Origin of the sequence: Streptomyces kronopolitis (assembly GCF_050953795.1) — a bacterium.
Lineage (GTDB): Bacteria > Actinomycetota > Actinomycetes > Streptomycetales > Streptomycetaceae > Streptomyces > Streptomyces kronopolitis_A.
Genome location: NZ_CP191850.1, coordinates 2822712 through 2842875, shown reverse-complemented (window position 1 = coordinate 2842875; position 20164 = coordinate 2822712). Strand labels below are relative to the sequence as shown.

General features: G+C 71.6%; 16 protein-coding genes and 2 tRNA genes. 8 read left to right on the top strand and 10 right to left on the bottom strand.

Annotated features, from left to right (window positions below; translation table 11 throughout):
- Positions 1 to 152: 152 nt before the first annotated feature.
- Positions 153 to 1892: a TIGR03767 family metallophosphoesterase gene (locus tag ACQP17_RS12410; RefSeq protein ID WP_433856321.1), complete on the top strand. Its 1740-nt coding sequence runs from the start codon at positions 153 to 155 to the stop codon at positions 1890 to 1892.
- Between the two features lie 7 nt (positions 1893 to 1899).
- On the opposite strand, the gene ACQP17_RS12405 is transcribed toward ACQP17_RS12410, so the two are convergent.
- Complete coding sequence (locus ACQP17_RS12405; RefSeq protein WP_433856320.1) at positions 1900 to 2922, bottom strand: hypothetical protein; 1023 nt, start codon at positions 2920 to 2922, stop codon at positions 1900 to 1902.
- Between the two features lie 124 nt (positions 2923 to 3046).
- Positions 3047 to 5635: an aminopeptidase N gene (pepN, locus tag ACQP17_RS12400; RefSeq protein WP_433856319.1), complete on the bottom strand. Its 2589-nt coding sequence runs from the start codon at positions 5633 to 5635 to the stop codon at positions 3047 to 3049.
- Positions 5636 to 5751: 116 nt separating this feature from the next.
- On the opposite strand from pepN, the gene ACQP17_RS12395 reads away from it, so the two are divergent.
- On the top strand, positions 5752 to 6387 hold the full coding sequence (locus ACQP17_RS12395; protein WP_433856318.1) for a mycothiol-dependent nitroreductase Rv2466c family protein: 636 nt from the start codon (positions 5752 to 5754) through the stop codon (positions 6385 to 6387).
- A 134-nt stretch (positions 6388 to 6521) separates the two neighbouring features.
- Here the strand turns inward: ACQP17_RS12395 and ACQP17_RS12390 are convergent, their stop codons facing one another.
- From ACQP17_RS12390 to ACQP17_RS12380, 3 genes are all read right to left on the bottom strand, one after another.
- Positions 6522 to 7163: a superoxide dismutase gene (locus tag ACQP17_RS12390; protein WP_433856317.1), complete on the bottom strand. Its 642-nt coding sequence runs from the start codon at positions 7161 to 7163 to the stop codon at positions 6522 to 6524.
- Between the two features lie 173 nt (positions 7164 to 7336).
- Positions 7337 to 8773: an amino acid permease gene (locus tag ACQP17_RS12385; RefSeq protein ID WP_433856316.1), complete on the bottom strand. Its 1437-nt coding sequence runs from the start codon at positions 8771 to 8773 to the stop codon at positions 7337 to 7339.
- Between the two features lie 290 nt (positions 8774 to 9063).
- Positions 9064 to 10500, bottom strand: coding sequence for an amino acid permease (locus ACQP17_RS12380; protein ID WP_433856315.1), 1437 nt, complete (start codon positions 10498 to 10500; stop codon positions 9064 to 9066).
- Between the two features lie 321 nt (positions 10501 to 10821).
- Here ACQP17_RS12380 and ACQP17_RS12375 point away from each other — a divergent pair, with 321 nt between their 5' ends.
- On the top strand, positions 10822 to 11418 hold the full coding sequence (locus ACQP17_RS12375; RefSeq protein ID WP_433856314.1) for a biotin transporter BioY: 597 nt from the start codon (positions 10822 to 10824) through the stop codon (positions 11416 to 11418).
- A gap of 87 nt (positions 11419 to 11505) precedes the next feature.
- Here ACQP17_RS12375 and ACQP17_RS12370 read toward each other — a convergent pair whose 3' ends face one another.
- Entirely contained in the window at positions 11506 to 12996 is a 1491-nt protein-coding gene (locus tag ACQP17_RS12370) for an amino acid permease (RefSeq protein WP_433856313.1), read from the bottom strand.
- Between the two features lie 211 nt (positions 12997 to 13207).
- Between ACQP17_RS12370 and ACQP17_RS12365 the strand changes: the two genes are divergently transcribed.
- Entirely contained in the window at positions 13208 to 13693 is a 486-nt protein-coding gene (locus tag ACQP17_RS12365; RefSeq protein WP_433856312.1) for a ribose-5-phosphate isomerase, read from the top strand.
- 71 nt (positions 13694 to 13764) lie between these two features.
- Complete coding sequence (locus ACQP17_RS12360) at positions 13765 to 14586, top strand: Fpg/Nei family DNA glycosylase (RefSeq protein ID WP_433856311.1); 822 nt, start codon at positions 13765 to 13767, stop codon at positions 14584 to 14586.
- A 24-nt stretch (positions 14587 to 14610) separates the two neighbouring features.
- On the opposite strand, the gene ACQP17_RS12355 is transcribed toward ACQP17_RS12360, so the two are convergent.
- On the bottom strand, positions 14611 to 15840 hold the full coding sequence (locus ACQP17_RS12355) for a GNAT family N-acetyltransferase (RefSeq protein WP_433856310.1): 1230 nt from the start codon (positions 15838 to 15840) through the stop codon (positions 14611 to 14613).
- 127 nt (positions 15841 to 15967) lie between these two features.
- On the opposite strand from ACQP17_RS12355, the gene ACQP17_RS12350 reads away from it, so the two are divergent.
- Positions 15968 to 17113, top strand: a complete 1146-nt coding sequence (locus tag ACQP17_RS12350) for a PP2C family protein-serine/threonine phosphatase (RefSeq protein WP_364879875.1) — start codon at positions 15968 to 15970, stop codon at positions 17111 to 17113.
- Between the two features lie 64 nt (positions 17114 to 17177).
- On the opposite strand, the gene ACQP17_RS12345 is transcribed toward ACQP17_RS12350, so the two are convergent.
- Positions 17178 to 18341, bottom strand: a complete 1164-nt coding sequence (locus ACQP17_RS12345; protein ID WP_433856309.1) for an acyltransferase family protein — start codon at positions 18339 to 18341, stop codon at positions 17178 to 17180.
- A gap of 604 nt (positions 18342 to 18945) precedes the next feature.
- On the opposite strand from ACQP17_RS12345, the gene ACQP17_RS12340 reads away from it, so the two are divergent.
- On the top strand, positions 18946 to 19140 hold the full coding sequence (locus ACQP17_RS12340; protein WP_030415520.1) for a hypothetical protein: 195 nt from the start codon (positions 18946 to 18948) through the stop codon (positions 19138 to 19140).
- A 37-nt stretch (positions 19141 to 19177) separates the two neighbouring features.
- Here ACQP17_RS12340 and ACQP17_RS12335 read toward each other — a convergent pair whose 3' ends face one another.
- Together ACQP17_RS12335 and ACQP17_RS12330 are read right to left on the bottom strand one after the other, a co-directional pair.
- Positions 19178 to 19564, bottom strand: a complete 387-nt coding sequence (locus ACQP17_RS12335) for an arsenate reductase family protein (protein WP_433856308.1) — start codon at positions 19562 to 19564, stop codon at positions 19178 to 19180.
- 111 nt (positions 19565 to 19675) lie between these two features.
- A tRNA-Gly gene (locus ACQP17_RS12330) sits at positions 19676 to 19746 on the bottom strand.
- 183 nt (positions 19747 to 19929) lie between these two features.
- Between ACQP17_RS12330 and ACQP17_RS12325 the strand changes: the two genes are divergently transcribed.
- A tRNA-Pro gene (locus ACQP17_RS12325) sits at positions 19930 to 20006 on the top strand.
- Positions 20007 to 20164 lie beyond the last annotated feature (158 nt).

Sequence of the window (20164 nt, the reverse complement as noted above, 5' to 3'; positions counted from 1 at the left end):
CCGGCCGGTGGCCGGCAGATCCCTGTGCGGTGATGGGTTCCCCGCGTTGCGGTGGCGTTCACGCACAGGTCATTCCCGGTGCCAACCATCCCAGGTGACAGGGCAGTTGTGCTGCCCGGCCGCCGTCGCGTTCGCACTCGGGGAGCCCGCGTATGTCCCGTATACGGTCCACCTTCGACCGCCGTTCGTTCCTCACCGCCACCGGGGCCGTCGGCGCCGCGACCGGACTGGGGCTCGCCTTCGGCGTCGGCCCGGACCGGCCGGCCCAGGCCGCCACCGTCACCAGCGGTCCGGCCCCGGCCGCGCCGGTGCCGGTCGACGCCCCCGCCGTCCCTCATGTGCCGTACACCAAGGGCACCACCCTCGGCGGTGTGGCCGCCCCGCGCGGCGGCAGCGGCTACCGCCGGCTCGGAGACGGCCCCGCCTGGAACCGGGTGGTCCGCGCCGACCTGGGCACCGCACACGGCGGGCGCGAGCGCCGGCGGACCGCCCTGGCGTCGTTCGTGCAGTTCACCGACCTGCACCTGGTCGATGTGCAGAGCCCGCTGCGCTACGAGTACCTGCGCGCGGAGACCGCCAGCGCCTGGCGGCCGCAGGAGGCGCTGTCCGTGGCCGGGGTGGTCTCGCTGATCGAGCGGGTCAACGCACTGCCCGGCGGGCCCGCCACCGGCGCCCCGCTGTCGTGCGTGATGACCACCGGCGACAACACCGACAACAACTCCAAGCTGGAGCTGGAGTGGTTCCTGACCGCGATGAGCGGCGGCCGGATCACCCCGAACTCCGGCGACCCGCGCCGCTACGAGGGCGTCCAGGACAGCGGGCTGAAGCTGTACTGGCAGCCGGACAGTGCGCTGCGCGACGCCGACAAGAAGCTGGGCTTCCCGCACCTGCACGGCTTCCTCCAGGCGGCGATCCGCACCGTGCACAGCCCCGGCCTGCGGCTGCCCTGGTACTCCACGGTCGGCAACCACGACTCGCTGCCCGGCGGCTGCTACGCCCCCGGCGACCCCTTCTGGACCGAGATCGCCACCGGCGGCCGCAAGCTGGAGACGCTGCCCGCCGCCGAGGCCGCGAAGGTCTGGAAGGCGGTCAAGGACGGCCTCGACCCCAAGGGGGCGGACTTCAAGCGCCTGCTGACCTCGCACAGCAAGCAGGCCAGGAGGGTCACCCCCGACGAGCGGCGCGCCCCCTTCACCCGGGCGGAATACCTGCGCGCCCACCTCGACCCGGCGCGCACCGGCCCCGGCCCGCACGGCCACGGCTACACCCAGGCGCATCTGGACGGCAACCGCCTCTACTACACCTTCAAGATCTCCGATGACGTCCTCGGGATCAGCCTGGACACCACCGACCCCGGCGGCCACTACACCGGCTCGATCGGCGACGGCCAGCTGCGCTGGCTGGAAGGGGTGCTGAAGAAGAACGAGAAGGGGGACAAGCTGCACGTCCTGGTCTTCAGCCACCACACCAGCAAGACCATGAACAACACCCGGCCCGACCCGGCCCACCCGCACGAGAAGCGGCACGGCGGTCCGGAGCTGGTCGAGGTGCTGGCCGCGCACCCGCACGTCGCCGGCTGGATCAACGGCCACAGCCACAAGAACGAGATCCTCGCGCACGGCGGCTTCTGGGAGATCTCCACCGCCTCGCACATCGACTTCCCGCAGCTGGCCCGGGTCATCGAACTGGTCGACAACCACGACGGCACCCTGTCGCTGTTCGCCACCCTGATCGAGTCGGCCGCCCCGCACCGCACGGACTTCACCGACCTCTCGCAGACCGGGCTGGCCGCGCTCTACCGCGAGCTGTCCTTCAACGCCCCCGAGGCCCGCTCCGACCTCGCCGGCACCTCCCGGGACCGCAACGTCGAACTGCTGCTCAAGCGACGCTGACGGCGCCCTAGCGCGGCAGGACCACCACATACGCCCCCTGCTCCCGGTCGCCGGCCGCCATCAGGGCCGTGCGGACCACCGCGGCCTGCTGGTCCGGCGCCTCGCGCAGGGTGCGGGGCAGACAGCGCACGACGGTGATGCCCAGCCGCTCCAGGTGCTCGCGCTTGTGGAAGAACGGGGAGGCCAGCGGGTCCTCCTCGGGGCGGGGCGCCCGGGTGTCGATCTCCAGGGCCACCCCGTACTCGGGCCAGAAGGCGTCCACGCCGCCCAGGTGCGGCCCACCGGGCAGCCGCAGATCGACGTTCCACAGCGGATCGGGCAGCCCCTGCGCCCGCACCATGGCGTACAGCCGCTGCTCGGCCAGCGCCCGGCCCTCGGCCAGCAGGGTGTCCACCGCGTCGACCACGTGCGGCCGGGTCAGCAGCCGGGCCCGGCTCAGCTCCCGCACCACCGCGGTCGCCTCGCAGTGGCCGCCGCGGACCGCCTCGGTCAGCAGCCGGCGCACGGTGGGGGCGTCGTTGAGCCCGCCGACCGCGTCGGCCAGCGCGCGCGGCACCGGCGCGGCCGGCATCCCGGTGATCTCCTGCGCCACGGGCAGCTCCACGGCCCGCAGGATCCGCGCGAAGCCGGACGAGCGCAGCCGCCGGCTGCGCGAGACCAGCACCTCGATGCGGTCCAGGGCGAGCAGCGCGGGCGCCTCGGTGAAGCCGTGCAGGGCCAGCGCCGCCAGGCCCGTGATCATCGCCTCGGGGGCGTCCTCGGACGCGGCGCCCTGCCGGGGCACGGTCGGCCCCCGGTGACTGGCGTACAGCAGCACCGCCTGGAGCCGTTCCTCGCTGGTGGGCGGCCCCGCGTGCAGCAGATAGACGCCGGGCAGCAGTTGCTTCCAGGAGCCGCCGGCGCGGCAGCGTTCGGCGGTCTCCGACGCGGCGACGCCGTGCTCGCGCAGCTGACGGGTGGTCATCACCCGGCAGTGGACGTCGGAGAGGTGGCGGAGGGGGAGGGGGGAGAGCGGGGTGTCGTGGTTCATGCGGGCCAGATTCCCGCGCCCGCTCCGCCCCCTAACCGCTGTTACACGCTCGTACCACAAACCGGACAACCCTGTACTAAAGTACGGGCGTTCGACTGCCGAAAGAAGCTGGTCGCCACGGGGGTTACGGCCTGTCCCCGGCCGCCGCGTCACAAGCCTGTGCCCGCAACGCACGGGCCAGATCGTCGCGCTTTTCCAGGACCAGCCGGCGCAGCGCGGGCGCCGCCTGCGCGTGCCCGGCCAGCCAGCGGTCCGCGGCGTCCAGGGTGGAGGACTCGACCAGCCAGTCCGGGAACAGCCCGCGCACCACGGACATCCCGATCTCGATGGACCGCTCCCGCCACACCCGCTCGATCGCCTCGAAGTAGCGCGGCGCGCAGGGGGCCAGCAACTCCCGCTGCCCCGGCTGCGCGAAGCCCGCGATGGTCGCCTCCACCAGCGCGTTCGACAGCGTGTCGGACTCCACGACCCGCTGCCACGCCTGCTCCTTGACCTCGGCCGAGGGGCGGGCCGCCAGGCAGCGCACCTGGTGGCGGCGGCCGGAGGCGGTGTCGTCGCGGGCCAGCTCCGCGTCGATCGCGGCCTCGTCCGCCAGGCCGTGCGCGGCCAGCGGGCCCAGCAGCGTCCAGCGCAGCTCCTGGTCCACGTCCAGGCCGTCGATCTTCGCGGTGCCGTCCAGCAGGCCCCGGAGCAGCTGGAGGTCGGCCGGGGTGCCGGCGACGGCGGCGAAGTGCCGGGCCCAGGTGAGCTGGTGGCCGCTGCCGGGCTCGGCCAGCCGCAGCTCGTGCAGCGCGCCCTCGGCCAGCTCCCGGGCGGCGCGCTCGCGGTGCTCGGGCGCGGTGTAGTGCTCCAGCGCCGCCTGCGCCTGGTCGTGCAGCGACTGCAGCACCCCGATGTCGGTCTCCCGGCCGGCGAACCGCCGCACCAGATCGAGGTAGTCGCGGGCCGGCATCAGCCCGTCGCGGGTCAGCCCCCACAGCGCCGCCCAGCACAGCGCCCGCGCCATCGGGTCAACCAGCTCGCCGAGCCGGGCCCGCAGGGTGGCCAGCGATCCCTCGTCGAAACGGACCTTGCAGTACGTCAGGTCCTCGTCGTTGACCAGGATCAGCTCCGGCCGCTCCAGGCCCGCCAGCTCCGGCACCGCCGTGCGCGGCCCGGAGACGTCGACCTCCGCGCGGGCGTAGCGCACCAGCGCCGAGCCCGCGCCCTGACGCCGGTAGAGGCCCACCGCGACCCGGTGCGGCCGCAGTTCGGGGTGCGAGTCGGCGGCCTCCTGCAGGACGCTCAGCTCGGTGATCCGGTCCTGGGCGTCGTACACGGCCTGCGGGGTCAGGGAGTTGACGCCCGCGGTCTCCAGCCAGGACCGCGACCACTGCGCCAGGTCCCGCCCGGAGGTCTCCTCCAGCACCGCCAGCAGGTCCGCGAGCCGGGTGTTGCCGTAGGCGTGCCGCTTGAAGTAGCGCCGGGCACCCTCCAGGAACGCCTCCTGCCCCACGTACGCCACCAGTTGCTTGAGCACGGCGGCGCCCTTGGCGTAGGTGATGCCGTCGAAGTTGAGCTTGGCGTCCTCCAGGTCACGGATGTCGGCGGTGACCGGGTGGGTGGAGGGCAGCTGGTCGGCGCGGTAGGCCCAGGACTTGCGCCGGTTGGCGAAGGTGATCCAGCCGTCGGTGAAGCGGGTGGCCTCCACCAGAGCGAAGGAGCCCATGAAGTCCGCGTAGGACTCCTTCAGCCACAGGTCGTCCCACCACTGCATGGTGACCAGGTCGCCGAACCACATGTGCGCCATCTCGTGCAGGATGACGTTGGCCCGCCGCTCGTAGGCCGCCTCGGTCACCTTCCCGCGGAAAATGAACTCCTCGCGGAAGGTGACACAGCCCGGGTTCTCCATCGCGCCGAGGTTGTACTCCGGGACGAACGCCTGGTCGTACTTCCCGAAGGGGTAGGGGAAGTCGAAGTGGTCGTGGAAGAAGTCCAGGCCCTGCTTGGTGACGGCGAAGACGTCGTCCGCGTCGAAGTGCTTCGCCAGCCCCTTGCGGCACAGAGCGCCCAGCGGGATCTCCAGCGTGCTGCCGTCCTCGAAGGTGCGGCGGTGGCTGTCGGAGACGTAGTGGTACGGGCCGGCGACCACGGCCGTGATGTACGTGGAGATCGGCCGGGTGGTCGCGAAGCGGTGCCGGCCGCCCTCGGCCGCGCCCTCCCGCGCGCCGTTGCTGAGCACCACCCAGCCCTCGGGGGCGGTCACCTCGAAGGTGAACGGGGCCTTCAGATCGGGCTGTTCGAAGTTGGCGAAGACCCGGCGGGAATCGGCGGGTTCGTACTGCGTGTAGAGGTAGACCTCGCCGTCCTCGGGGTCCACGAAGCGGTGCAGCCCCTCACCGGTGCGGCTGTAGGCGCACCGCGCGTCCACGACGAGGGTGTTCTCGGCGGCCAGATCGTCCAGCGCGATCCGGGTGCCGTCGAAGACCACCGCGGGGTCCAGGTCCCGGCCGTTGAGGGTCACGGTGGTGACCGACGGTGCCAGCAGGTCCGCGAAGGTGGCGGCGCCGGGCTCGGCGCAGCGGAAGCGGATGGTCGTGCGGGAGCGGAAGGTGTCCGCCTCCGCACCCTGCGCGACCGCCGAGCGGAGGTCCAGTGCCACGTCGTAGGCCTCGACGCTCAGCAGCCGGCCGCGCGCGCCCGCCTCGTCCCGGGACAGATTCTCACCTGGCACGCCGTGACTCCTTCGTCTCGAATATCGAACACGGGGAATCATGGCACGCCCGCTGTCGGTTGAACCTTCCACGGAACAGCGCCGCTGACCGGCACCGCCCTTTGGAGGAGACCCCCGTGTCCGAGACCGCGAAGACACCCGCAGACTTCTGGTTCGATCCGCTGTGCCCGTGGGCGTGGATGACCTCCCGGTGGATGCTGGAGGTGGAGAAGGTCCGCCCGGTCGAGGTGCGGTGGCACGTGATGAGCCTGGCGGTGCTCAACGAGGACAAGCTGGACGAGCTCCCGGAGAACTACCGCGAGCTGTTGGCGACCGCCTGGGGCCCGGTGCGGGTGTGCATCGCCGCCGAGCAGCAGCACGGCAGCGAGGTGCTCGGCCCGCTCTACACCGCCCTCGGCACCCGCTTCCACAACCGGGGCCAGGAGCGCACCCGCGAGACGCTCGTCGAGGCCCTGCGGGAGGCCGGCCTGCCCGCCGAACTCGCCGACGCCGCGGACTCCGACGCCTACGACGCACAGCTGCGCGTCTCCCACAAGGAGGGCATCGACCTGGTCGGCCAGGAGGTCGGCACCCCGGTCATCGCCGTGCCGGGCCACGACGGGGAGCGGATCGCCTTCTTCGGCCCGGTCGTCACCCCCGCCCCCAAGGGCGAGGAGGCCGCCCGGCTGTGGGACGGCACGCTGATGGTCGCCTCGATCCCCGGCTTCTACGAGATCAAGCGGACGCGGACCCAGGGGCCGATTTTCGACTGACGCCCGCGCCGCGGCACCCATGGGAGCGCCCCCGTACGTATCGGACGTACGGGGGCGCTCCGTCATTCCGCCTGCCAGGTGAAGGGTGAGAAGACGATCACGAGGCAGGACGACCGGTGCCGGGTGTCACGGCGTCACGGGGCGAGCAGCAGGCTGTGCGCGCGCTGCTTGGCGGACGCGTACCGCTTGGCGACGTCCTGCCAGTTCACGACCTGCCACATGGCCTCGATGAAGTCGACCTTCTGGTTCTTGTACTGGAGGTAGAAGGCGTGCTCCCAGGCGTCGAAGACCAGGATCGGGACGGAGCCCTGCCCGACGTTGCCCTGGTGGTCGTAGATCTGCTCGACGACCAGGCGGCCGGAGACCGGCTCGTAGGCCAGGACGCCCCAGCCGGAGCCCTGGGTGGTGGCCGCGGCCTTGGTCAGCTGGGCCTTGAAGCCGGCGTACGAGCCGAAGCTCTCGGCGATCGCGTCGGCCAGCTCGCCCACGCCGTCCTTCTCGTGCGGCTCGCCGCCGCCGTCACCGGACATGTTGTGCCAGTAGATGCTGTGGAGGATGTGGCCGGAGAGGTGGAACGCGAGGTTCTTCTCCAGACCGTTGATGCCGCCCCACGCTTCCTTGTCACGGGCCTCGGCGAGCTGCTCCAGGGTGTCGTTGGCGCCCTTCACGTAGGCCGCGTGGTGCTTGTCGTGGTGCAGCTCGATGATCTCGGGGCTGATGACCGGCGCCAGCGCCGCGTAGTCGTACGGAAGTTCAGGAAGTGTGTAGGTGGCCATTCCGGTCCCGCCTCCAAGCTGCGTACATGCAGTAGTTGCAAACAATGTGCAACAGCACGCTATCAGCAGGAGTGATCACCGGCCGGTGACGGGACCGTCCCTGGTCCCAAAGACGGAGGCGGGGCGGGACCTCGGAAGGAGGTCCCGCCCCGCCTCGGGGAACACGCGAAGCGCTACGGCTTCGTCAGGTCCGTGCCCCGGCCCAGCGCCCGCTGCCGGGCCAGGCCCACGATCGTCAGCACGAGCCCGAAGCCACCGGTGAACAGCAGCTGGATCCGCTGGCTCTCGTCGCGCAGCATCAGCAGCAGCACCGCCGCGATACCCGCCAGCGCCACCCAGGTCAGCACCGGGAAGGCCCACATCTTCACCACGAGCTTCTCCGGCGCCTCACGCTCCAGCAGCCGCCGCATCCGCAGCTGGGCGGCGGCGATGAAGCCCCACACCACCAGGACGGCCGCGCCGACCATGTTCAGCAGCCACTGGAAGACCGTGTCGGGCCACAGGATGCTCAGCAGCACCGCGACGAAGCCGAACGCGGAGCACATCAGCACCGCCCGGCGCGGTACCCCGCCGCTGACCTTCGCCAGGAACGCCGGGCCCTGGCCGCGGGCGGTCAGCGAGAACGCCATCCGCGACGAGCCGTAGAGGTTGGCGTTCATCGCGGACAGCAGGGCCACCAGGATGACCACGTTCATGATCTGGCCGGCCGCCGGGATCTTCAGGTAGTCCAGCACCGCGACGTAGGGGCCGGCCTTGGCGATCGAGGAGTCGTTCCAGGGGATGACGGTGACGATGACGGCCATCGAGCCCACGTAGAACAGGGCGATCCGCCACATCGCGGTGCGCACCGCACTGGCCACCCCGCGCACCGGGTCCTTGGACTCGGCGGCCGCGATGGTCACCGTCTCCAGGCCGCCGTAGGCGAACACCGAGGCCAGCAGGCCGACCATCAGGCCGTCCACGCCCTTGGGCAGGAAGCCGCCGTCGCCGGTGAGATGCGCGGTGCCCGGCGCCTGGGTGCCGGGCAGCACGCCGAAGATGGCCAGCAGGCCCAGCACCAGGAAGATGCCGATCGCCGCGACCTTCAGGGCGGCGAACCAGAACTCGAACTCACCGAAGTTGCTGACCGCGGCCAGATTCGTACCGGTGAAGATCACCATGAACAGCAGGACCCACATCCACGGCTCGGTGCCGGGGAACCACTGGATCATGACGTCCGCGGCGCCCAGCGCCTCGGCGGCCACCGCCACGCACAGCAGCGCGGTGAACATCCAGCCCACCGTGAAGCCGGCCCAGGAGCCTATGGAGCGCTCGGCGTGCACGGAGAAGGAGCCGGAGGCCGGATTGGCCGCCGACATCTCCCCGAGCATCCGCATGATCAGCATGACCAGGGCGCCGGAGACGGCATAGGCCAGCACGATCGAGGGGCCGGCCGCCGCGATGCCCTCCCGCGAGCCGACGAACAGGCCCGCGCCGATCACCCCGCCCAGGGCGATCATCGAGAGGTGGCGCTGCTTGAGGCCGTTGGACAGCGTGGAACCGCTGTCGGGCCCGGCGCCCTGAACCGCGTCGGCCTGCTCGCGCGCGGCGGACGAGGGTGTCCGATTCATGTGGTACCTGTCCCAGTAGTGAGAGCGGAGCACGGTGATGTGCGTTCTCCCGGGGCCGCGAGTGGTGCGACGGTGCTGCCGGGCCCCCTGGACCCCGGTGGGCGGCAGGTCGCATGGGCCTGCCGACGGCACGACTCCGGGATCCTCGGCGAAAGCGGGCTCAGTTTCGGTGCCGGTGTCCGCTGAGGGCAACAGTTGTGCAGCGAATGTTCGCTATTCAGACGTGATCGTGACCTTGTGTGCCCGAATAGGTATCCATTGCCACACGGTGTGACCCCCGTCGCAGACGGTCAGCGACGCGCGCGGCGCTCCCGCAGCTCCCGCAGGCCCGCGACGAGCAGCACCGCGCCGGTCGCCCCGGCCGACCACAGCAACTGCGGCCTGGCCGTGTCATCGGTCAGCATCAGGACCAGCACGGCGCCCATGGCCGCCAGCGCCGCCCAGGTCAGATAGGGGAAGGCCCACATCCGCAGGACAAGCTTCCCGGGCGCCTCGCGTGCGAGGCGCGGACGCAGCCGCAGCTGGGAGACCGCGATCAGGCCCCAGACGAACAGCAGCACCGCGCCGACCGCGTTGAGCATGTAGAGGAAGACCGAATCCGGCCATTCCAGATTCAGCAGCACCGAGACGAAGCCGAAGGCCACCGAGGCGAGCACCGCCCGGCGCGGCACCCCTCCTTGCGACACCTTCAGCAGCGCGCGCGGCGCCTCGCCCCGTTCGGCCAGCGAGAACACCATCCGCGAGGAGCCGTAGAGGTTGGCGTTCAGCGCGGAGAGCAGCGCCACGAACACCACGATGTTCATGATCTGGCCGGCCCCCGGCACCCCGATGCTGTCCAGCACCGCCACGTACGGGCTCTTGCCCGGCTGCATCGACGACCACGGCAGCAGGGTCACGATGACCACCATCGAGCCGACGTAGAAGAAGAGGATGCGCCACACCGCGCTGCGCACCGCCCGGCCCACCGCCCGTGCCGGGTCGTCCGACTCGGCCGCGGCGATGGTGACGACCTCCAGGCCGCCGAAGGCGAACACCACCGCCAGGACCCCGGAGACCACCCCGCCCCAGCCGTGCGGCAGCAGACCGCCGTGCCCGGTGAGGTTGCTCAGCCCGGTCGGTTCGGTGTCCGGCAGCACCCCGAAGACCGCCAGCACGCTCAGCCCGAGGAACAGCACGATCGCGGTGACCTTCAGGGTGGCGAACCAGAACTCGAACTCCCCGAAGTTCTTCACCGCGGACAGATTGGCGACGGTGAAGACGACCATGAAGAGCAGCACCCAGCCCCACTGCGGCACCGCCGGCACCCAGCCGTGGGCGATCTGCGCCGCACCGGTGGCCTCCACCGCGAGCACCACCACCAGCAGGAACCAGTACAGCCAGCCGACGCTGAAGCCGGCCCAGCGCCCCAGCGCCCGCTCCGCGTGCACGGAGAACGCGCCGGAGGCCGGCATCGCCGCCGACATCTCGCCGAGCATCCGCATGACCAGCATCGCCAGCGCACCGGCGATCAGATACGACAGCACGATCCCCGGCCCGGCCACCGCGATCCCGGCGCCGGAGCCCACGAACAGACCGGCGCCGATCACGCCGCCCAGGCCCAGCATCGTCAGATGGCGCTGTTTGAGGCCCGCGGACAGCGGCTCCTGCGCGCCGGCGACGGCACCGGAAGAGCCGGAAGAGGCGACACCGGGGGAGGTCCCGCCGGTGCGGGTCGGTACGTCGTGCATGGCTCGCGCTCTCGCAAGGGCCGGCGGCGGGGCCGCCGGCGGGTTTGGGGGATCTCCACAGCTCGCCGTGGAGCGGCCCCAGTGTCGCCGCAGGTCGCGCGCTACCACAAAACCGGCCCCGTAGCGCGACGGCGGCCGTGATGAGCATCACGTGACCTGCGAAGACGCCATACGACTCAACAGGGCCGGGCAGGGCGGCGGTTGATCGGAACTCTCCAAGTCGGCCGGTAGGGCTTTGTCGTCGCCACACGATGATCGGCGGGGGTCCGCTGGATTAACGTCATCGCGTCCGTCCCTTCCTTCTCACCCCGCGAGGTCCCGATGAGCACAGCCGCCCTCACCTCTCCCGGAGCAGTCCTCGCCGACCTGCTGCCGGCCGCCTCCGCCTCCCGTGCCCGCGTCCGGGACGCGGCGCTGGTGCTCGGCGGCGCCGCGCTCACCGGCATCGCGGCCCAGATCGCGGTCCCCGTCCCGGGCTCCCCGGTGCCGGTCACCGGCCAGACCTTCGCCGCCCTCCTGGTCGGCGCCTCGCTCGGCACCCGGCGCGGGCTGCTGTCGCTGGCGCTGTACGCCCTGGCGGGGATGGCGGGCGTGCCGTGGTTCGCCGGGGGTGCCTCGGGCGCCGGCGGGGCCACCTTCGGCTACGTCCTGGGCATGCTGCTCGCGGCCGGTCTGGTGGGCGCGCTGGCCCGCCGCGGCGGCGACCGCGGGGTGCTGCGCACCGCCGCCACCATGGCCGCCGGCACGGCCGTGATCTACGCCGTCGGCGTGCCCTTCCTCGCGCTGAGCACCGGTATGCCGTTCGGACAGGCCGTCGCGGTGGGGCTGGTCCCGTTCCTGATCGGTGACGCGCTCAAGGCCGCGCTGGCGATGGGCGCGCTGCCCGCGGCCTGGAAGCTGGCCGGCCGCCGCGGCTGAGTCCGCCGACGGCAAGCGCGAACGGGCCGGGCCCCGCACTCACCACCCGGTGACTGCGGGGCCCGGCCCGTTCGCGCGCCGTTCCCGTTACCCCTGGGGTCCGGCGGCGCCGGTGACCTGCGTGGCCTGCCGCGCCCGCCGCCGGTGCAGCAGCAGCCCGACCGTCAGCACGACCACGGCGGCGGCCACCGACAGCACCATCTGCACCCGCCCGTCCGGGTCGTAGAACATGTAGCCCACGACGAACACGATCATCCCGATCGTCGCGTAGGTCAGCCACGGGTACAGCCACATCCGCACCGTCAGCCGCTCCGGGCTCTCGCGCTCGATGATCCGGCGCATCCGCAGCTGCGAGAAGCAGATGACCAGCCACACGAACAGCGCCACCGCGCCGGACGAGTTCAGCAGGAACTGGAAGACGGTGTCCTTCGCGGTGTAGCTGAAGATCGTCGCGATGAAGCCGAAGGCGACCGACGCGTAGATGGCGACCGCCGGCACCCCGCCCTTGTTGACGGTGGCGAAGGACTTCGGCGCGTCACCGCGCTCGCCGAGCGAGAACGCCATCCGGGAGGCGGTGTAGAGCCCGGAGTTCAGACAGGACAGCACCGCGGTCAGCACCACGACGTCCATCACGGTGCCCGCGTAGGGAATGTCCAGCGACGTCAGCACGGCCACGTACGGGCTGTGCGCCACGGCCTTGGAGTCCCACGGCAGCAGGGTCACGATCACGCCGATCGAGCCGAGGTAGAACAGCCCGATCCGCCAGATGACGCTGTTGACGGCCTTGCGGACGGCCTGCACCGGGTTCGGCGCCTCGCTCGCCGCCAGCGTGACGATCTCGCTGCCCATGAAGGAGAAGACCACCAGCAGCATGCCGGAGAGGATCGCCCCGGGACCGTGCGGCAGGAAGCCGCCGTGTCCGGTCAGGTTCGCCAGGCCGACCGGGTCGCCGCCCGGCGGCAGCCCGAATATCGCCAGCGCGCCGACCACGATGAAGACCACGATCGCGACGACCTTGATGCCGGCGAACCAGAACTCGAACTCACCGAACGAACCCACCGAAACGAGGTTCGTACCGGTCAGCACGATCATCACCAGCAGCGCCCAGGCCCACTGCGGGACGGCGGGCACCCAGCCGGTGAGGATCGAGGCGGCCGCGGTCGCCTCGACGGCCAGCACGACCGACCAGAAGAACCAGTAAAGCCAGCCGATGGTGAAGCCGGCCCAGCGCCCCAGCGCCCGGTCGGCGTAGGAGGAGAAGGAGCCGGACGTGGGGGAGGCGGCGGCCATCTCGCCCAGCATCCGCATCACCAGCACGACCAGCAGGCCGGTCAGCGCGTAGGAGAGGAGGATGCCCGGGCCGGCGGCCGCGATACCGGCACCCGAACCGACGAACAGCCCGGCGCCGATCACCCCGCCGATGGCGATCATCGACAGATGGCGGTTCTTGAGTCCTGCCTGCAGCCCGTCCGGCGACTGCCCACCGGTTCCGCTGCCGGGATCGCCGGCCGGGGGGACCGCTGTGGTGGTGGGAGTGCCCCCTGCTCCTGCGGAGCGTGGGGGAGGGTGCGCGCCCATGAGCACCGTCCTTCGTGGTTCGCGGAATGGAACCCCCGCATTAGATCTTCGTTCACCGTGGATTGGAAGGCCTGAAGTCTGATTGTTGTGTGAAACCCTGGGCCCCTGCGCGATGCGCTTGCGTACGGAAGGCGGGGGAGGTACTTCGTACGCCCGGACCCGGGAAGACCCGGCGGCGCCTACCCGGCGCCTCTCGTGTCACACTCATCGCATGCGCGTGTACCTCGGCTCCGACCATGCAGGTTTCGACCTCAAGAACCACCTCGTCGAGTGGCTCAAGGCCCAGGGCCACGAGCCCGTCGACTGCGGCCCCCACGTCTACGACGCCCAGGACGACTACCCGCCGTTCTGCCTGCGTGCCGCGGAGCGGACCGCCGCCGACCCGGACGCCCTCGGCATCGTGATCGGCGGCTCCGGCAACGGCGAGCAGATCGCCGCCAACAAGGTCAAGGGCGTACGGGCCGCGCTGGCCTGGAGCGAGGAGACCGCCAAGCTCGGCCGCGAGCACAACAACGCCAACGTGATCTCCGTCGGCGGCCGGATGCACTCCGAGGAGGAGGCGACCCGGTTCATCGAGGTCTTCCTGGCCACGCCCTACTCGGGTGAGGAACGGCACACCCGCCGCATCGAGATGCTCTCCGCCTACGAGACCACCGGCGAACTGCCCGCGATCCCCGCCCACCACCCGCAGGGCTGACCCCCGCTCGTCCCGCCGCCCGTCCGCCCCGGCCGCCGGGGCGGGCGGGCGCGCCCACTGGAGGAACGCCCGTGCCCGAGGGGCATACGATCCACCGCCTCGCCCTGGACCACCGCTCCCGCTTCGAGGGCGAAGCCGTCCGGGCGAGCAGCCCGCAGGGGAAGTTCGCCGCCGGTGCCGCCCTCGTCGACGGCCGGGTCATGACCTGCGCCGAGGCGCACGGCAAGCACCTCTTCCTCGGCTTCGGCCCGTCCGCCCACTGGATCCACATCCACCTCGGCCTCTTCGGCAAGCTCGGCTTCGGCACCGCGCCCGCCCCGCCGCCCACGGACACCGTCCGGCTGCGCCTGGCCACCGCCCGGCACCACGCGGACCTGCGCGGACCCACCACCTGCGCACTGATCACCGAGGACGAGAAGCAGGCGATACACGACCGGCTGGGCCCCGACCCGCTGCGCCCCGGCGACGACGGCTCCCGTGCCTGGCGACGGATCTCCCGCAGCCGTACGACCATCGCGGCGCTGCTGCTCGACCAGAAGATCGTCGCTGGCGTCGGCAACGTCTACCGTGCCGAGGTCCTCTTCCGCCACGGCATCGACCCCTACCGCCCCGGCCGTGACCTCACCCGCGGCGAATGGGACGCCCTCTGGGACGACTTGGTGTTCCTGATGGCCGAGGGCGTCCGGCACAACCGGATCGACACCGTCCGCCCGGAGCACCTGCCGGAGGCCATGGGCCGCCCACCGCGGGTCGACGACCACGGCGGCGAGGTCTACGTCTACCGCCGCGCCCGGCAGGGCTGCCACGTCTGCGGCAGCGAGATCCGTACCGCCGGCCTCGCCGCCCGCAACCTCTTCTGGTGCCCGGGCTGCCAGCCGTCCACCGGCGGCTGACGCCTCCCGGGGACCGGCTCCCGCTCAGAACGAGTGCGGCAGCCAGGGCGCCAGGTCGGAGCCGAACGCCGTCGACGCCGCCGCCAGCGCTCCGGGCCGCAGCTCCCGCACCCGGCCCGCCGCCGCCAGCGCCGCGGGCGTGAACCCGCCCAGATACGCCGAGCCCAGCTCCCGTACGGACAGCGCGAGTTCGGCCGGGTCCCGGGTCCGTGCGCAGGTCGCGCCGGTCGCGTCGCCGGTCAGCCGCCAGCGCCCCTCGTTCCAGGGGCAGAACGGGTCGGCGACCTGCAACACCACGTCCACCGGCGTGCGGTACGTCCGCGCCGCCAGCGCCGCGCCCACCTCCACCGGGCGGACGAACAGCGACTCCCGCAGCTCCATCGCGCACCGCCGCATGTCCGCGACGAGCAGCGGCAGCGCGTCGTCCACCGGGCGGCTGCGCACCGAGACCGACGTCGTCAGGTCGATCCCGAACAGAAAGCGCCACAGCGCCGCGTACACCACCGGGTCCGGCGCGTCGAGATGCCGCACCTGCACCACCCCCGACGGCCCGCCCCGGTCCCAGTCCGGCTCGACCGCGTAGCGCGCATAGCCCCGCACCTCGCCGTCCACCTCGGCCACCACGCACTGCAAGGCCCCGGCGCCTTCCCGGCGGTCGGGCGCGTCCAGCACGGCCATCCGCTCCCAGCCGGGCAGCCGGGCGAGCATCCCGGGGCGGGTCGGCACCAGCCGGGCGTAGACCCGCTCGCAGTTGGCGAGCGCGGCCACCGGGTCCACCAGCCGCAGCCGTACCTCGTCCATGCCGGGAAGTTCGGGGGCGGCCAGCCGCGCGGTGTCCACGGTCAGCCGCATGTCCAGGGCCGCCGCCCCGTAGCCGAACCGGCCGTAGATCGCCGGCTCCGAGGCGACCAGCACCGCCAGCGCCTCCCCGCGCTCGCGGACGTCCGCGAGCTGGTGGCGCATCATCGACCGCAGCAGCCCGCGCCGGCGGTGCGTGGGCTGCACGCTGACCATCGTGACCCCGGCCGCCGGCACCCCGGACCCGCCGGGCACGGTGAGCCGGAACGACAGCGCCCCCGCCGTGGCGACGCACTCACCGCCGTCCCAGACGCCGAGGGACCGTTCGATCTCGGTGCACTCCCGCCGGATCGCCCGCGTCTCGCCGGTCGTCGGCGGTCCGCCGAACGCCCGATCGAGCTTGTCGGACCAGTCGTCCCACTCGACGTCCTTCAGCACCCGCAATTCCGTCGCCATGGCCCCTCTCTAGCAGCCCGGCCGACGGCCGCGCGACCGGATTTCGAACGGCGTTTCCCGGCAATTGGCCGTGCCGTCGTGCGGCGAATCGACGCGCCGCCGAACGGGTGGATAGGGTCCGAGAGCAATGACACATGGCCAGGGCACGGACACCCTGACGGCCCGGATGCACAAAGGTCTGCACCGGGCCCGCATCGGCGTGCGCAAGGCCGGGGTCGACTACTTCCGTGGTGAGGGCTCCGACCGGTTCGCACTGGCCGTCCTGCTCCTGGCCATACCCGCCATCGCCGCGGGCACGCTCCACTTCCCCGAGTGGCTCGCCCCGACGGCCCTGGTCCTGCCGGTCATCGCCGGCGGACTGCTGCTGCGCCCGGCCAACCTCCTCGTGCTGTACGGCGCCTCGGCGACCGCGCTGGTCGTGGAGTCCGCGCTGTTCGGCCCGTACGACGAAGGACCGGACCGGATCACTCCGGGCACCGTGCTGGTGGTCGCCGCGGTCGGGTTCTTCGGGCTGCTGATCGCCCAGTTCCGCAGCCGGGTCGGGGTGCCCTGGCGGCGCGGCGGCACCATGCTCTTCGACCTGCGCGAGCGGATCCGCGTGCAGAGCCAGCTGCCCACGCTGCCACAGGGCTGGCACCACGAGATGGCGCTGCGCCCGGCCGGCGGGCAGTCCTTCTCCGGCGACTTCGTGGTGGCCTCGCGCACCCACGGCGGCACCATCCTCGAAGTGGTGCTGACCGACGTCTCCGGCAAGGGCATGGACGCGGCCTCCCGCGCACTGCTGCTCTCCGGCGCCTTCGGCGGCCTGCTGGGCTCCCTGCCGCCGCACGGCTTCCTGCCCGCCGCCAACGGCTACCTCCTGCGCCAGGACTGGGACGAGGGGTTCGCGACCTCCATCCATCTCGTCCTCGACCTGGAGTCCGGCGACTACGAGCTGTTCTCCGCCGGACATCTGCCCGCGCTCCAGCTCAGTGCCGGCAGCGGCCGCTGGGAGGAGAAGTCGGGGGAGGGCCCGCTGCTCGGTGTCTACGACGGCGCCCAGTTCGACCCGGTCAAGGGGACGCTGCGGACGGGCGATGTGCTGATGCTGTTCACCGACGGCCTGGTCGAGGCCGCCGACCGCGATATCGCCGAGGGCATCGACCGGCTGACCGGCGAGGCCGACCGCTATGTCGCCGGCGGCTTCGCCGGCGCGGCCTGGCATCTGATCGAGGCCGTCGCCAAGGACGTCAACGACGACCGGGCGCTGCTGCTGATCTGCCGGGACGCCTGACCCGGACGGCACCCCTCCGGCATCCCGGCCCGTGCCCAGGGCTTCGCCGGGCCGGGACGCACACTCAGGCGCTGACGCGGGCCCGCGCCGAATCCGCCGGGTCCTTGCGGAACGCCCAGGCCATCGTCGGCTCCATCGCGAAGCGGAACAGCTTGCGGACCGGCGGGGTGCACAGGGCCGTCACGATGCCCGCCGCGATCAGCGTGACCGCGATCTCGCCGAGCGGGGTGTGCAGCCAGGCGTAGTCGTCGAACCAGCCCCAGAACCGCGAGCCCTTGGCCAGGAAGCCGTGCAGCAGATAGCCGTACAGCGTCCCCGCGCCCAGCACCGTGAACCAGGTGTGCCGCGTCGGCACCCAGGAGAAGAAGCAGGCGACCAGCACGACCGAGCAGCCGAAGAGCGCCAGCGTCATCACGGCACCGATCCACCAGGTGGTGCCCAACTCCTGGGCGCTGTCGCGGTGGTAGAACCACGCCGACGTCATCCGGGGCGCCGCCCAGTAGGCCATCACCAGCGCACACGCGAAGATCGGCACCGAGGCGATCCGCACCGCCCGCCGCTGCACCCACCGGAAGTGCTCCGCCCGCAGCGACAGCCCCAGGACGAAGAACGGCAGGAACTGCAGCACCCGCTGGAGGTCCAGGTCGTCACCGATGTCGGGGGAGACGGACGCGAGCACGGCGACGGCCACCGCGAGCGGGATCGGCCAGCGCACGATCTGCCACAGCGGGGTGGTCAGCCGCCAGATGAACAGGGCCACCAGGAACCACGTCAGGAACCACGGGTCGAGCAGGCTGATGGGCTGCCCCGGGTCGTTGTCCGCCCAGCGCTTGAAGAGGGCGTAGGCGGTCTCGAAGAGGACATACGGGACGGCGACGCCGGTCACCAGCCGCTGCAACCGGTCCTTGCGCATGTCGAAGCTGCGGGAGAAGTAACCCGAAATGATGATGAAGGCCGGCATGTGGAACGTGTAGACGGTCATGTAGAGCGCCTCGGCGGCGCGGCTGCCGTCGGTCAGTGGTTCCCAGGAGTGGCCCATCGCCACCAGCACGATGGCCAGGTACTTCGCGTTGTCGAAGAACGGATTGCGGCCACCGGTCTTCGGGGCGGGCGGCTCGGCCCCCTCCGGCCCGTCGGACGGCCCCGCCGTCGCCTCCGTCCGGTCGGAGTCCGCCGCTACCCGGGCAGGGGGGAGTACGCGTCGGGGTGTCGGGGCAGCGGAAAACATTGGAGGCACGATAGCGGTGGCCGGTGAATGCGTAAAACCGCGGCCGACGCATTTTTTATTTCCCCTGGTACGGCCGCCGATGAGGCACGGATAAACCCGCGAGCGCCGGGTAGACGCCTGTCAGCGCCTGCCCGACTCGTCCCCTATCATCCCCTCAAATCACCACGTATCCCCCGCAAACGACTCCACGGTAATGTCCCACTCCTTACTCTTATGTCCGAATGCTAATAGGCCCTTACGGCGTCGGGTAAAGCAGTGACGGACGCCACGAATTCATATTTCCGCGCATCTGCCGGGAAGGGGATCAGGGGCGCCGGGGAAAGATCACGGCGATTTGCCGAGGGGGCGTCAGGCGCGGAAGAATTCCCGGCCCGGCCGGCCTCTCGCGGGCCCGCCACCGGCTCGTCGCCACCCGCGCGCCGCCCGGCCGTACCTCCCGCCGCGTCCGGCAGAGCCACCGGCGTCGGGAATCGGGCAAAGCGTTGGCCGATGATTCGTCACCGGTCTGCGGTGGGCATGGAGTTGGTGGCACGATGGGTGCAGGGGGGTGTGCGCGGCATGCTCCCGGGCCGGTGAGGCGTTCCGACCGAGGGTGTGATCAGTTGTGGCTCTTTCGCTGTCTGTGGTGCTGCTGTTGGGGATCATCCTGATCGTGCTGATCAGAGGGAAATCCATCAAGGCGGGGCCGGCGCTCGTCGCCATACTGTTCGGCTTCTTCCTCGCCTCCACGGGCATGGCGCCGTCCATCAACCGGTTCCTCAACTCCCTGGCGGACACCATCAACCACATCACCTTCTAGGTGAACCGCCGGCCCCTGCCGGGCCCCGCATGCGGGATCAGCCGTGCGAGAGCTCCTCGCCACCGGTCCGCGCCGCAGCATCGCGTACGGCTTCCGCACTGCGACCCACCAGCGCCGTACCGTCGTCCGCCGTGATGATCGGGCGCTGGATCAGCCGGGGGTGCGCCGCCAGTGCCGCGATCCAGCGCTCCCGCGCCGCGTCGGTGCGCTCCCACTCCGCGAGCCCCAGCTCCGCGGCCTCGGCCTCCTGGGTGCGGGTGATGTCCCAGGGCTCCAGGTCCAGCCTCCGCAGCACGGCGCGCAGTTCCTCGGCGGCCGGCGGGTCCTCCAGGTACGTGCGCACGGTGTACCGGGCGCCCTCCTCGTCGAGGATCTCCACGGCGGAACGGCACTTGGAGCACGCGGGATTGAGCCAGATCTCCATGGCGCCAGCTTAAGGACCCCCGCCCCCGGTGCGAAGAGGGCGTCCGGCGCTCGCGGCACCGCCCCGGACAGCAGAAAACCCCAGGCCGGAAGGCCTGGGGTTTCTCATCGGAGCGGGCGACGGGAATCGAACCCGCGTAGCTAGTTTGGAAGACTAGGGCTCTACCATTGAGCTACGCCCGCGAGCGCCGACCGGTCGCAGGACCGCGGCACGCAGTGCATCCTAGCGGGTCGCGGGGGTGCGCCGCACATCCCTTCCCGCGGACGGTGCGCCCGGCGCCGCCGGTACCCGCACGCCACCCTCCGCACGCCCCGATAACGTGCGGCCGCACGGCCTGCGGCCATGTACCCTACGTGTCGCACCGACGGGGTGTGGCGCAGCTTGGTAGCGCGTCCGCTTTGGGAGCGGAAGGTCGTCGGTTCGAATCCGGCCACCCCGACCAGCAGCAGGTCGGCCCGACGGTTCGCGTCGGGCACAGCTGCCACCCACCTTGGAGAAGCCGCGGGATCGGCGGCCGTTCAAGATCACATTGTGGGCGTCATCCTCCTTGCGGTTACTATGCAAACTGCGTGTCCGTGTGTCTGTGTACCGGGCGCGGTC